14 protein-coding genes and 1 pseudogene are annotated in these 13,289 nt (G+C 31.7%); 10 read left to right on the top strand and 5 right to left on the bottom strand.

The genetic code is table 11. The annotated features are described in order from the left end of the window. Window positions 1–142 precede the first annotated feature (142 nt). On the bottom strand, window positions 143–715 hold the full coding sequence (locus tag GMD78_RS07335; protein ID WP_155668176.1) for an HNH endonuclease: 573 nt from the start codon (window positions 713–715) through the stop codon (window positions 143–145). Window positions 716–1,047: 332 nt separating this feature from the next. Between GMD78_RS07335 and GMD78_RS07330 the strand changes: the two genes are divergently transcribed. From GMD78_RS07330 to GMD78_RS21845, 8 genes and pseudogenes are all read left to right on the top strand, one after another. Beyond that, the gene (locus tag GMD78_RS07330) at window positions 1,048–1,191 is read left to right on the top strand and encodes a hypothetical protein (protein WP_155668175.1); all 144 of its coding nucleotides are present in this window, start codon (window positions 1,048–1,050) and stop codon (window positions 1,189–1,191) included. Between the two features lie 355 nt (window positions 1,192–1,546). Further along, window positions 1,547–1,804, top strand: coding sequence for a hypothetical protein (locus GMD78_RS07325; RefSeq protein WP_155668174.1), 258 nt, complete (start codon window positions 1,547–1,549; stop codon window positions 1,802–1,804). 388 nt (window positions 1,805–2,192) lie between these two features. Next, window positions 2,193–2,459: a hypothetical protein gene (locus tag GMD78_RS07320; RefSeq protein WP_155668173.1), complete on the top strand. Its 267-nt coding sequence runs from the start codon at window positions 2,193–2,195 to the stop codon at window positions 2,457–2,459. Between the two features lie 219 nt (window positions 2,460–2,678). Beyond that, entirely contained in the window at window positions 2,679–4,565 is a 1,887-nt protein-coding gene (locus GMD78_RS07315) for an AAA family ATPase (protein WP_155668172.1), read from the top strand. Further along, the gene (locus GMD78_RS07310) at window positions 4,543–5,448 is read left to right on the top strand and encodes an HNH endonuclease (protein ID WP_155668171.1); all 906 of its coding nucleotides are present in this window, start codon (window positions 4,543–4,545) and stop codon (window positions 5,446–5,448) included. Before GMD78_RS07315 ends, GMD78_RS07310 begins: the two co-directional genes overlap by 23 nt. Before the next feature lie 549 nt (window positions 5,449–5,997). Next, window positions 5,998–6,174: a hypothetical protein gene (locus tag GMD78_RS07305; RefSeq protein WP_155668170.1), complete on the top strand. Its 177-nt coding sequence runs from the start codon at window positions 5,998–6,000 to the stop codon at window positions 6,172–6,174. Then, window positions 6,171–7,652, top strand: a complete 1,482-nt coding sequence (locus GMD78_RS07300; protein WP_155668169.1) for a recombinase family protein — start codon at window positions 6,171–6,173, stop codon at window positions 7,650–7,652. Before GMD78_RS07305 ends, GMD78_RS07300 begins: the two co-directional genes overlap by 4 nt. A 17-nt stretch (window positions 7,653–7,669) precedes the next feature. Continuing rightward, a pseudogene (locus tag GMD78_RS21845) lies at window positions 7,670–8,048 on the top strand (DsbA family protein); the annotation flags it as partial. 384 nt (window positions 8,049–8,432) lie between these two features. On the opposite strand, the gene GMD78_RS07290 reads toward GMD78_RS21845, so the two are convergent. The 3 genes from GMD78_RS07290 to GMD78_RS07280 form a co-directional block, all read right to left on the bottom strand. Beyond that, entirely contained in the window at window positions 8,433–8,648 is a 216-nt protein-coding gene (locus tag GMD78_RS07290) for a hypothetical protein (RefSeq protein WP_155668168.1), read from the bottom strand. A gap of 24 nt (window positions 8,649–8,672) precedes the next feature. Further along, window positions 8,673–8,990: a DNA-binding protein gene (locus tag GMD78_RS07285; protein ID WP_196493747.1), complete on the bottom strand. Its 318-nt coding sequence runs from the start codon at window positions 8,988–8,990 to the stop codon at window positions 8,673–8,675. 68 nt (window positions 8,991–9,058) lie between these two features. Then, a complete protein-coding gene (locus tag GMD78_RS07280) occupies window positions 9,059–9,607 on the bottom strand; it encodes a nucleotidyltransferase family protein (RefSeq protein WP_155668167.1) in 549 nt (182 codons plus the stop codon). A gap of 485 nt (window positions 9,608–10,092) precedes the next feature. Here GMD78_RS07280 and GMD78_RS07275 point away from each other — a divergent pair, with 485 nt between their 5' ends. Continuing rightward, entirely contained in the window at window positions 10,093–11,814 is a 1,722-nt protein-coding gene (locus GMD78_RS07275) for a recombinase family protein (protein WP_246187594.1), read from the top strand. Here GMD78_RS07275 and rlmH read toward each other — a convergent pair. Next, window positions 11,749–12,228: a 23S rRNA (pseudouridine(1915)-N(3))-methyltransferase RlmH gene (rlmH, locus tag GMD78_RS07270; protein WP_155668166.1), complete on the bottom strand. Its 480-nt coding sequence runs from the start codon at window positions 12,226–12,228 to the stop codon at window positions 11,749–11,751. The genes GMD78_RS07275 and rlmH overlap by 66 nt on opposite strands. Before the next feature lie 142 nt (window positions 12,229–12,370). Here rlmH and GMD78_RS07265 point away from each other — a divergent pair, with 142 nt between their 5' ends. Then, complete coding sequence (locus GMD78_RS07265) at window positions 12,371–13,174, top strand: DUF2935 domain-containing protein (protein WP_155668165.1); 804 nt, start codon at window positions 12,371–12,373, stop codon at window positions 13,172–13,174. Window positions 13,175–13,289 lie beyond the last annotated feature (115 nt).

The following is a 13,289-nucleotide window of genomic DNA, read 5'->3' as shown; positions in this document are numbered from 1 at the left end:
AGGTGCGTTCGACTGGTCAATATAATTAACAATAAAATCTGAGATTACAAAACGTATTAGAAGGTGTAAATGGTTTTTACGTCCATACATTCATGGTATTATAATTTCTTTTGTAATTTAGTATCAGTACATCATTATCCGTTTAACCTTGTTCAATCAATTCCACTTTATTTATAAATTCCTCATACCAAATATCATCCTTATTTCTATTACATTCGATACAAGCACAAACACAGTTACTCGGTGTGCTTGCTCCTTCTTTTGATTTAGGAACTTTATGATCAATTGTATCGCCGTAAAACCCACAGTAATGGCATGTATAACTATCTCGTTCCAAGACAAATTTTCTTAGTGATTTCCAATTGAAGAAATTGTGAATCAATGTACTATGTACTATGCCTGCAGCTCCTTCTTCCACTAGCTTCTTAGCTCTATCATAACTTATTATATTTTCATATCTATAACCACTTATACTGCGGCCACGTATAACGATTTCTTTTAAAGGATCTAACAAAGACGTATCAAATTTATAATCTTGTCGTGGGCTTAGTAATCTTTCATGCCTACGATCTTTGCAATCTCTGCAAAATGATTTTCGCTTAGAAGGATTACTCCTTCTTCCCCCTGTACTTTGGAACTCTTTTAAATACTTAGTCTCTTTACATATTTTGCATTTTTTATAGAGCATACAAGTGTCCCCAATACTTACACCCAATGTAATCTCCTCCTAGATCGACATTACTTGTTTCAATTATCCTTTAGTCAGTATTCAAAACTTATAATCCGGATGGTAGTTAATTATTTATTAACACGTTTTAACAATACATTCAAATGACTACACCTAGAAAAATTACTTCTTATGTCTATAAAATGATCATTTATGACCACTAACTGACCTTTTATGACTGTAAATCGACTTGATAAGGATAAAGCATATAAATCTCATAAGATAGCAGTTATAATAGCATAAATTAATAAATAAATTAAAAACGGTATAAAACCCAGAGTATGAACGCAGCAAAGAATAGTCTAGGGAGGGATATAAATGTGACATTCTATATTTTTGGTTTTGTAAATACATTAGAAACAAATTCCACTAGCTCACTTGTTCAAACCCATAAGGAACAATACTTAATGAGAGACTCGACTCCACTTACCGATTGTGTTATGAGTGGTGTTCTTAGTTTATAGAGTAAAACACTCATCACTGTATTTTTTAACCAATACATAGTTGTAGGCACCAAGAAAATGAATAGTTTCGGAAATAATTTTATTCAAAGCAGGAAGCTATTTGTATTTCTTTAAACCTTCTTTTTTCATCAATCAATGCAATGGCAATCAGTCTTAATGTTGCGGGAACATATTTAGTTAGTTATAGTAAATCTTCATTTTAATCAGCCTATATATCCCGTTCAGATTGTTAGTTTTATTATTGGCTATGGGTTATGTTGAAATATTCGAGAAGATGGATTACATCCCTATAAAGTAATTACAAGGGTTAACGTTAATAATTGTGTACTAATAATACAAAAAGGAGATTTGCTTAATGAATTATTTAGATAAAACCGATTTTTTTATCTATCAAACAACAAAGGTTAGAGTATGTAATTTCACTAATAAAGGAATAGAAGTGTACACACGTTCCAAAGATGATTGCTTAGGTTTTGTTTCGTATTGTAATTTGCTATCCGAAACAGCCAATCTATATAAAGGAAAATCACTTTATGTTCGTTATCTTGGGTACAAAGAACCCTACCTATATTTTACGGAAGAAGGGACATTACTATTTCCTGAATTAGTGTAAACATAAGTATTGCAGAATGAATGGGCTGGTTAGTGCGGATACGATAGCCATTGGAAATAAAGTATAAGCATCTATTAGAACGTAGAAGCTTCCAATAGATGCTTGTAAATTTTTACTAACCCTTAACGTGTTATAAAATATGAGTTAGATTTTCCTTTTTCAGATTCTAAGTATGAAAAATAGACGGGCTTTTCTTCTATCTTTATAAATTAAGCAACATTTTTTCCAGTAGAGGCGCTATTGGATTTTTTATCATCTAAAGCTGTAATTATTTTTTGATATACTTAGGTGGGATATCTACTTAAAAATCCAATCTATTTAATAAAACAAGCCCACAACAGCGGACTGTTTTCAATTTCCTTCTTTAATAAAACAGGGAGGTGTTAATTTGAGTACAAATAATAAACCTAACTATAATTCTCTTGGTAATATTAATCATCTATATGAAAAAGCTATTAGAGGCATAGAAGAATATATTAACAAGGGTAAAGCTTATAAGGATATGACATCAGAGGAGTATCAAAATGAAGTTAATTCTATTCATAAAAGCATCGAAATATACGGAAAAGCTTATGAACTCAATGCCTATTCAACCCAAAAGTTAGAAGAAGATTTTGATAAAATCAGGTTGGTATTAAAGAAATTGCTGTTATAAAACTCCATTACTAAGTAATTAACTTATTATTATTCAATAAAAAAAGTGTGCGATAAGGCAAATTTCCCACTATCCTTATATTGATTTTCAATCTTTAATAACGTAATTGACTTCTGTTAATATTTATCCTTTGTGACTTAACCATTTCTAGATGCTAATATTAAGATAGATAAGTCTTTCTACAAGCAATTTTCACATCGCCAAATTGGAGGAACTTGAATGGAACTTATATATTTATGGGTCGATAATTTCCGTAATATAGAAAATATGGGTTTTAACTTATCATCAAAATTCAATGTTGATTTTAAAAGACAAAATGATGAATCTAGTCACCCAAACTTAATAATTAATAAGAATAGTTTTCATTTAAAACTATATGAAAAAAAAGTAAATAATATAACAGGTATTATTGGTAAAAACGGGAGTGGCAAAACAAATATATTAGATCTTCTTGGTGCAAAACGCTATGATCGTTCTAGTTTTGGTAACTATGAAACACAAAAATACTTTCTAATCTATCACTTAGAGGATAACCTTTTCGCTCTTGAAGGGAGTAACTTTGATTATATTAAAAACAGCATTGAAAACTATTCTACTAATAATAGCCGAAGTCACATCTCTGAACCATATAGTATTGTCATTGAAAAAATAGGCGATAAATTTTTTTATAGGGGTTTTTTACAATCATCTCAGGGAAGGGATTACAAGGAAGATATAAACTATTTTAGCTTTCGATATCGATATTCAAAAAAGACATACCGTCATCATCAAAGTATGAAAATTGAAAATGAACCTTCGCATTTATTTAACAGAATTAATATAAGTCCACAAAATACTGGTTACTCAGCTATTTTCCAGATGATTAATGATCTTAATAATAAAACAAGTTCTAATAATGATAACAACTTTATGTTCACTTTTAAAAATGAAATGTATCTCAAGATCACACCCAATATGTACATCAATGACGAAATAAATTTGGAAATTGAAAAGGGTTTTGAAAAAAAAATTGATTTATTGAATCTTGGTAGTCATAAAAACCAAACTAAATTTAATGAAAAACAAGATTTTATTAATAAAATTTTATATGATTTTTGTCACTGCTTGGCCTCACAGTTTTTCTTATTGCCTAAAATGGAATCCGAACTATCAGAATTTATAACTAATATTAAGGACATTAATGTGAAAGGAGATAACTTTTATTCTTATTACATTGAAATTATCTCTACACTTTTAAACTATCAAGAAGAAAAAGACAAGTATTTTCAATATAAAGAGCAAATAATCGAAAAATTAGAGAGATTTATCAACGAGATTTCAGGATTCAGTAAAGATTGGTTTAATAGAGAAAATATAACAATCCCATTAAGTGAAGACACTAAGTCATACCGAGCAATTACTAATTTTCTCTTTTTATTTGACGATTTAAATTTTGTTGATGAAGAGTTACAAACACTGACTAAAATATTTTCATTAGAATTTTATCCATTTAGTGCTGGTGAGGAAGCTCTTTTATCACTTTTTTCTGCTCTTCACTATTCTTTAAGTTTAAATTACAACGGAACAAAAGATAAAGCAATTATACTATTAGATGAACCTGACAACTTTATGCATCCTGAATGGAGTCGGTTATTAATAAACGAGCTATGTTCCTATTTAAATAGGTTAGAAAATGGTTACAGTTCATATCAAATAATTGTTACCACACACTCTCCTTTTATAATATCTGATCTTTCTAAGGATAATGTCATTGCACTTGAAAAGGATGTTGCAACAGGCAAATGCAAACAAGTACCAATTACTACAGATCCTTTTGCAGCGAATATTCATAGCTTACTTGCTAATGATTTTTTTATGACAAGTACTACAGGAGAATTTGCTCGGAATAAAATTAATAAAATTATAAATTTACTAAACGCTTCTAAGGATCTTTCAACGAAAAATAAGGAGGAAATTGATTATGTTATAAGTATTATTGGTGAACCACTTATAAAAAGCAGATTAGAGCTAATGACAGAAAAAGTAGTACATAAAGATGATACAATTAGAAAGTTAAAGGCCAGAATAATGGAGTTAGAAAAAGATGATCCCTATAAAAAACAATAAATTGACTACCTATGCCCAAGAACATCTAGAAGCAATTTTAAGTCACTTAAACAATCCGCTGACAAAATATAATTACGATGATATTAACAACTGGTTCAGGGGAAATGGTTCTCGTTTAGCATTTGAAGACGTTATCCTTGCAGATATGTCGGAATTACCACGTATAAAAAATGCCTATTACGGTAGTATTGTCTCTGATGAAATTAAATATATTAGGGATAATCTATATAGTTCATACTTTGCGAAGTCTTCCAAATATTTAATTGATACAGAATATAACGCTGCTAAATTAGTACAAAAACTTAAAATAGTAGTATGCCCTTACTGCAATAGAAACTTTATAAATAATGTAACTTATGCAAATCGCGGTCTTAAACGGACTAGTCAAATGGATCACTATTATCCTAAAGAGAAATACCCATTCTTAGCGATGTCATTTTACAACCTTATTCCTTCATGTTCAAGTTGCAATCATATCAAGAGTAATAAAACAATATACTATTCTCCTTATGATAGACGGTTTAATTCTAGTGATTTACTTCGTTTTAATTTTAAACTTAAATCAATAGACTTTATCCATGATTCAAGCTACTTGGAAGTCGTAACGACACCTCTGCATAAACGAATTAAGAGCAACATCAATATTTTCAAGTTAGATTCACAATACGAAATTCATAATGATGTCGTTCAGGAACTTTTTAAAAAAAAGCTACTTTATACGGAATCCAAACTAAATGAAATTCACAGAGATTTTGAAGGACTCTTTAATGATGAAGATGAAATGAAAAGAACCATCTTTGGAAGTTATTTAAATGAAAGTGACTTACATAAAAGGCCCCTCTCCAAACTGATAAGTGATATTTATCATGAAATGGATAGCTAGTAACTGTTAATCTGGGTGCGGATATTTAATTATTCGCACTCCTACTTCTGCTAAATAAATATGAAACAGCCACTAAATATCACACTTTCATTTAAGGTCAAAAGCCAAGATTATTAAATTAAGTGATTTTAAATGCTTAATTGAACCTTTGATTTTGTACCATATGTTGCTACATTAAAACAGATGGATCAGTCGATTATATTGATGATATCCTCTTTTTTCTTTCACTCTCCTATTCATAAATATAGACTTTATATCATTCAACTTTAAGCTAACGGTGTTAAATAAGTAGAACTATTATTTAATTTCTTTAATACCTTTTAATTTAAAAAGCCTATTAATTCTTCTCTCAACCCCAATTCTCCAAAATAACCCAAAACCCATATTGCGACTTTTTACTTTTGATCTTCAAAACAATATCTAAATATAAATTTTTATTTTTTTCTATTTCCTCTTAAAATATTAAAATTTCAAGGTACTATGTATTGCAACCAAATAAGTTGCCGGCAAACTTTTGGTCAATTTTAACGAATAAAAGAGGGTTAATAAATGAATGAAAATATAAATTTTGATCACAAAAGCCATTATGATTCAATTTTGAAAACCAAGGATGAAATGGGAAAAGTAATAGCAGCAGAATTTTTAAATTATCTATCTGATTTAACACTTAAATATAGCGATAGTATTAATGATAGAATCAAAAACTTAGAGGGGGCATCGAAATGACAAAAGCACTTGTATATGCAAGGGTGAGTACAGATAAACAAGCTGATAATACCTCTATTTCAAAGCAGGTTGAAAGTGCGCAAGAATATTGTAAAGCAAACGATATTAAAACTGTCTCCATTTATAAAGAAGAGGCTTCGGCAAAAAATATTGAGGGTAGAGAACAATTCAAAAAAATGTATAAACACCTAATGGAAGATGAAGAAATTAAGTTTATTATCGCTTATAAATTAGACCGTCTCTTCAGGAATTTTTCAGATGCCATCTTTTTTTTAGAAAGGGTAAAAGAGGCAAAAAAAGTTATTATATGTATTACCGACAATATAAACACAAAAGATCCAAATGCGAAAATGTTATATTTACTAAATGCTCTTCAGGCTGAAAAAGAAAGGGAAAATATCTCAACAAATACAGTTTCCGGCATGGTGAAAAAGGCTACTGCTGGTTATTTTCAAGGTGGAATAGTATTTGGTTATGAATCCGTTAGTAAACGCCTCAGAATTATACCAGAGGAAGCTGCAGTTATACAGTATATTTACAATAAGTACGTCTATAATCAGTGGGGCTACAAAAAAATAGCTAACAATTTAAATCTTCAAGGATTTAAAACGAAAAAAAATAACGATTGGACAATTAATGCTGTTAAGACTATATTAGAAAATAAAATTTATATTGGATTTACAAAGTGGAAAGGTGAATATACGAAAGGACAACATGAACCTATTATTTCTGAAGATCTTTGGAATAAAGCACAGAATCTTAAAGCAAAAAAATCATATACACCGACTAAAATACATCCGGGAACTTTTCCACTTTCAGGATTACTAAAGTGTCCCCAATGTGGATCACCAATGGTACAAGGAAACAGCAGCGAAAAGTATAAATACTACCAGTGTAATAAAAATAAAAGTAGTGGTAGTAAGGCTTGTTCTTCAAACCTTATAATTAAGGAATACGCAGAAGAAGCTGTACTGGATATTTTAATTCCCCATCTTAATAAGCTAAATGTATCTGCTATATTGTCTACAATAATAAATTCAAACCTAGGAAATAATCTTAAATCCTTAAATGATGAAGTTAATTCATTAAATAATTCATTAAAATCTATACAGAAAAAAATAAAAAAAATAGCATATCTATATCTTGAAGAAGCCGAGGATTCAAAGCAAATTAAGGATAAAACTTTTTCTTACCTTATTGGTGAACTAGAAGATGAAGAAGAAGAGACATTAACTAAATTAGATAGATTGAATAAGCAAATTAATCTACAAAACAACTTTAATGTTAAAAGCAATGTTGAATATGTTACGAATCATTTGAAAGATTTTATAAATATTATTTCCGATGAGGAAAAGAAGTTTTTATTTCATTTTATTATTAAAGAAGTTCATGTCTCTCAAGGGGCTAGACCAAAAGAGCGTGAAATTAAGGATGTTATTTACCTCTTTGATTATGAGGATATCAGCCATTCGGCGTAGTAGGGCAAATAACATGATATGTGACTGATACTATTTGTTCTCATTGCTGAGCAATAGAACCAAAACTTCGTCGTTTTATGAAGCAATATGAACACTATTTCAACTTCCAAACTAAACTGCCATGGGTGGACTATTAGAAAAATGGCATTGGGGACCTGTTGACCCTGCTAACGGTATCAACGGACCTGCTGATGTGGCAGGTCACAGGAGAGAAGTAAGTGAACATTATCGCATGCCTATTGATGGTTCCCTTATGATTGACAATCCAGTTCAGTCCTCTTACCCACCATCTCGTGTTTTTAAAATGATCTCAAAAATACCATGGTGGGAAAAGCATTTAAATAACTACGTTGTGCTAGAGAAGCTCTGTTTGTGTTCAATAAGAACATTGGTGAAACATAGAAGAAAAGTTCTTATTCTCAAAAGAAATTGAAGTGATGTATGATATTGAACAATCGGAGCCGTGGAATTTATATTTTCGAAACAAAAGAAACTGCTGAAAGTTTATAAGGATATGCATTCTAAAAGATTATCTGGGTTCTGAATAACAGATGTAAACTCAAAGATCTTTGGCATTAATTCTAAACTTACTGCGATAACTATAGGTCCATTAAAATAAATAACAGGTTTGATATACGTTTTCTATTTAAATCCTATTGCCTTCTTATACTAAATGCTTCGTTAGTGTAACAAGGTTGCATTCGCCTTGTTCAAGTAAAGCTCCCTATTATGAAAGAACTGCTAACACAAATGTGATTTGTTTGACAAAATTAGTTTACTTTATCTTCTTTTTACTTTATTAAAGTACATTTTCGTATTTTTCGACCTGTATCTATCCATTCCTCGCTGGGACTCTCGACCTTCTTCTTCCCTTTCCATAAACAACTTAGCAATGTTTTCCTCACACTCTGAACAGTATTCTCTTTTCGGAAGGAAACGATTTTCTTTATGGAGTGAATTGTCAATTGTTTTTTTGCATTTTTTACATTTATCCAATTAAATACCTCCTTCGCTTTTCAATTATCTGGCCCGATATGGGAAATTCCTAATATAATAAGATAAATATTTCATCACTATTCCTCTTGTGCTAACGCACCCTTTCGCTTTTTCTATCCATTGCTTTATGTCTTCTTGGTTATAAAGATAGGTTGTGGGTGAGTCTAAAATATCTATTCCACTAATAGTCTGCAACATTTCCCAAACATTTTCATCATCAACGTTTGGTTTATCAGCCATAACATAAAATTCAGCCCATTCTGATACTTCTTCTCTATTTAATTCACCTGAAAGCACCTTTTCTAGCTTTGCAATGACTTCTTTCATATTAGGTTCATTCATGAACACATCACCTTACCTTATTCCAAATAAGCCCCCTTTAGTTGAAATAGCACTTGGATATTTCAACTCTAAAGTTCTATAGATAAACTACTCCATATATCATCCCATTTTTTCCTTTTAATACGTTCAAGATATATTGAATAAAATTCACTATTCTTTTGATAAAATGGTGTGGGCTTCACCTTCAATTCAAACAAATCCTTTAATCCATAAGGAGCCATTATTTCAAGCTTTTCATTACACAATTTTACAGCTATTGCAGTTGGAGTTTCTGGAAAATGAGCAACACCATCATATGATGAATTAAAAGAATCAAACCCACTTTTTAAATGCATACGGGCTTGATTTTTCACTGACCAAGGTTGATTTGGAAGTAAACCCCCTAATTTTGTTTCTAATCGCTTTTCTTTTTCCAAAGAGGTTTCCGAAGTATCATAATATATAACATCAATATCATTTATAGGTGTAGTTGTATTATGTAAAATATCCCAAACTTTATTTCGAATAAGTCCTGCACATACCCAAGCATCGTTTAAGTTTAAATTCTCAACTACTTGGAGAATTGATAATATATTAGTATCGTGTTTAACCTCTCCATTAAAGCAATCTCCCCTCAAAATTCATAATACCGAAAGTTATTTCAAAACTCACTTCTTGTTCCATTAACCTGCTTCGTTTGTTGAAGACCAAAAAATTCTAAATCTTATACCAATATTTTAACATGAAATTACAATTACCTGCTTGGTTTTATAAGAGTTAACATAGAAAATATCATATCATTTATACAGAGTGAAAATCGCTTTGACAACGGCTAATGTCACTATGATATTCCGGTTTCGTTTTTGTATGATTCAAGTGCTAATATCCTGCAATCGTTAATATATGGAAAAAATAAGAGACCAAGCACTATGCGATTGAGTATTCTAATTAGTATGTTATTTCATATGTTTCTCCACAGAAACGGAACTACTTACTCAATTAAGTTGGTCTTCATTGTAGTTAATTACATTTTCTATGCTAACACCATAACTTAAACTATAGAAAAGTCACTTTTGTCCTCCTTTAATTTTCATAGTAATATAAGGATGAAAGGGGGACAAAAATGACAGAAATAAAAAAGGTTGCTATCTACTGTCGTGTAAGTACCGAAGAACAGGCGAGTGAGGGCTATAGTATTGATGCTCAACTTGATTTACTGCGTCAATATGCAAAATTATATGGTTGGAAAGTAGGTCACGAATATATTGATGAAGGAATCAGTGGTAAATCGATTAAAGGCCGCCCCGCAATGCAACGACTTGTTTCCGACATTGAAAATGAGGAATTTCAAGCTGTATTAGTGTGGAAAATTTCTCGTCTTTCACGTAACATGCTTGATACACTTGTACTTCTAGATAAATTTGAAAAATACAATGTGAAATTCATTTCCTACTCGGAAAACTTTGATACTGGTAGCCCTATTGGAAGACTAGTTCTACAGCTTATGGCTTCAATAGCTGAAATGGAAAGAAACACACTCTCAGAAAACGTAAAACTAGGTATGAAACAACGCGCACTACAAGGTGAATGGAACGGTGGAATTGTATTTGGCTACGATTCTATTGAAAAGGAACTTATTATTAATCAACAGGAAGCAAAGGTTATTCAACTTATCTTTGATCAGTATGCAAAAGGAAAAGGACTAAAGGCAATTGCCAACTATGTAAACAAACAAGGATATCGAACAAAGAAAGATCGTTACTTCTCAATTAACGGCATAGCAACCATTTTAGACAATCCAGTATATAATGGAAAGATTAGTTGGCTTAAAGTAGAAAATTGGGATACAAAGCGTAGAAAAGGGAAAAATCCAAACCCTATACTGGTAGAAGGGAAACACGAACCGATTATCAATGATGAATTATGGAACATTGTTCAAACTAGAAGAAAAAGTAAATCCTTTAAACAAAGACAATCAAATGAACCATTTTTGTTAAGCAGCGTACTAAGATGTCCAGATTGTGGACAAGGTATGGTTCCATCAATTACAACCTACACCCGTAAAGACGGTACAAAAAGGAAGCATCGATATTATGTTTGTAGTGATTTTCATAACAAAGGTTCTTCCGCTTGTCGGGCTAATTCAATTAAAGCTTATTTTGCGGAAAATACCACTATAGAAAAGATTCAGGAAGTGATTAATAATAAAGAGGATTTCGCCTTAAAAGTCAATTCACTTAATAAAGACTCCGTTAATTCAACGAAGGAAATTCAATTAGAATTAGAGAATATTGATAAAAGAATTATGGAATTGAAAGAACTTCAGGATAAATATTTTGAAGCATATGAACAAAACCTCTTTCCTGTGGATATTTTACAAGAACGACTAAAGGATGTCTCAGATGAAAAGTCAATGCTAGAGCAAAGGAAAAGCGAACTCAGTACTAAACTCAGTTCAACCGATACTAAGGTTATACAGCCTGAGCTTCTTGATATACTTTTAACAAAATTTATTGAAACATATAAACGATCATCTAGAAATAAACAAAAACAATTACTACAACTTTTAATAGAAAACATTAACATTACTCTAACTAAAGATAAAACACGAGTAGTGGATAAAATAGAACTCGATTTTGATTTCTCAGAGGTTAACATCTCAAAAACTTTTGCGTTAATTCACTTATTATATTTAGAAACGGATGAAGAAGGGATAATCCTTCCTCAAACAACAGTTTCTAATGATAAATTACCACCATATCTACAACAATTTTTGCCTCTATTTATGGTACGGTTCCCCCCGATTTATCCTAAACCCCCGATAAACCTGCTCCAACAAAATTAACCGCATGACCTGATGAGGAAATGTCATTTTCGAAAACGACAATGCCAAATCACTCCGCTTCTGTACTGCTTCACTTATACCAAGGGATCCACCAATTACAAACGCAACCTTGCTCTTTCCGTATGTAGCTAGCTCGTCCATCTTTTTCGCAAGCTGCTCCGAGCTTAGCATCTTACCGTTTATTTCCAATGTGATCACATAGGTATCTTGTCCAATGTTAGAAAGGATTCGTTCTCCTTCCTTCTCCTTGACTTCCAGCATTTCTGCCTCGCTCATATTTTCTGGGGCTTTTTCATCTGCAACCTCGATAATAGTTACTTTTGCATATGCGCTTAGTCGTTTTAAATATTCTTGAATACCTTGTTTTAAATATTTTTCTTTTAATTTTCCAACTGCAATAATCGTTAAATTCATGGTTTCCGTCCTTTATCCATCTTTTTATCTTATTTTACCAAATACATTTTCATATTTGGAATGTAAATCACTCAACGATTAATATTTCACGCATGCCATGAATATATTTACTATGATGACGATCTAAGGGGGATGATGTCTATTGGCAGATTTGTTAGAAAGTGCTTCGTTTGAACATCAATTTTGGTTACAGGTTTTGGGGGACCACTCCCGATTTATCCGTGATTCTCTTTATCCTACGGAGGAAAATGATGTTGACATAGCAAAAGACTTTGTAGAACACTTTGATATGTTATTAGAACAATCGAAGTCATTAACCAATAATAATGTGATTGCATTTACCAAGAATGCAGAGACCGCTGCTGAACAGTTAAAGAAATTTAAATTCTCCATCATCAAACGGCAATTGAATGGGGATATTGGAATTCATTTATCACCAACATTTATTAATCATATGGTTAATGAGCTGGAAGAATATCAGCTGGTGATGAGCTACTTAAAAGAAGGGAAGGCTCCACCTATATTCCACGAATTACACCATCATTTGGTTTGGCTAGCAGATGCAGCTGGTCATGCAGGGGCAATTAATGATGAGTTAGACAAAGTAGAACAACGTCTAAAGGAAAAGAGTAATGAGTTTGCCAAGCATTTTGACGACTTTTATATAAAGGCTGTGGAACTGACTGGTTATTTACGGGCAAACATTCAATCCTTCCCATCATTGAATCGCTTTAATAATGATGTTGAAGTAGAAATAAAATTATTTCAAACCTTTCTCCATGAAGTGGAAGAAATGGAACTCTCAGACACCGTGCTAAGCACCTTTTCAGCCCTCATGGCTGACCATATGTACCGTGAGGAATGTTACTACTTAATGAAGCTTGCTGAATCCACGAACGTAACACCACCTGATTGTGATCCCACTAAGCCAAGGACAACGGAATAATATCGTACGTAGAGAGGGGATTTTCCCTCTCTTTTTCTTATATCCAAAAGAATTCGCCGACTTTTATTGATATTCTTCGACATGAACCGATATGTAATATAGTAGAAGATTATCT

The sequence above is a fragment of the Ornithinibacillus caprae genome (genome assembly GCF_009728145.1).
GTDB classification, from domain to species: domain Bacteria; phylum Bacillota; class Bacilli; order Bacillales; family Amphibacillaceae; genus Ornithinibacillus; species Ornithinibacillus caprae.
This window is presented reverse-complemented; position numbering and strand designations above follow the sequence as displayed.

Bases quoted from the DNA above. Each gene is read 5' to 3' on its own strand.
- GMD78_RS07310 (WP_155668171.1), top strand. From the start codon at position 4,543: ATGATCCCTATAAAAAACAATAAATTGACTACCTATGCCCAAGAACAT.
- GMD78_RS07285 (WP_196493747.1), bottom strand. From the start codon at position 8,990: ATGAATGAACCTAATATGAAAGAAGTCATTGCAAAGCTAGAAAAGGTG.
- GMD78_RS07325 (WP_155668174.1), top strand. From the start codon at position 1,547: ATGAATTATTTAGATAAAACCGATTTTTTTATCTATCAAACAACAAAG.
- GMD78_RS07315 (WP_155668172.1), top strand. From the start codon at position 2,679: ATGGAACTTATATATTTATGGGTCGATAATTTCCGTAATATAGAAAAT.
- GMD78_RS07275 (WP_246187594.1), top strand. From the start codon at position 10,093: ATGACAGAAATAAAAAAGGTTGCTATCTACTGTCGTGTAAGTACCGAA.
- GMD78_RS07300 (WP_155668169.1), top strand. From the start codon at position 6,171: ATGACAAAAGCACTTGTATATGCAAGGGTGAGTACAGATAAACAAGCT.
- GMD78_RS07305 (WP_155668170.1), top strand. From the start codon at position 5,998: ATGAATGAAAATATAAATTTTGATCACAAAAGCCATTATGATTCAATT.
- rlmH (WP_155668166.1), bottom strand. From the start codon at position 12,228: ATGAATTTAACGATTATTGCAGTTGGAAAATTAAAAGAAAAATATTTA.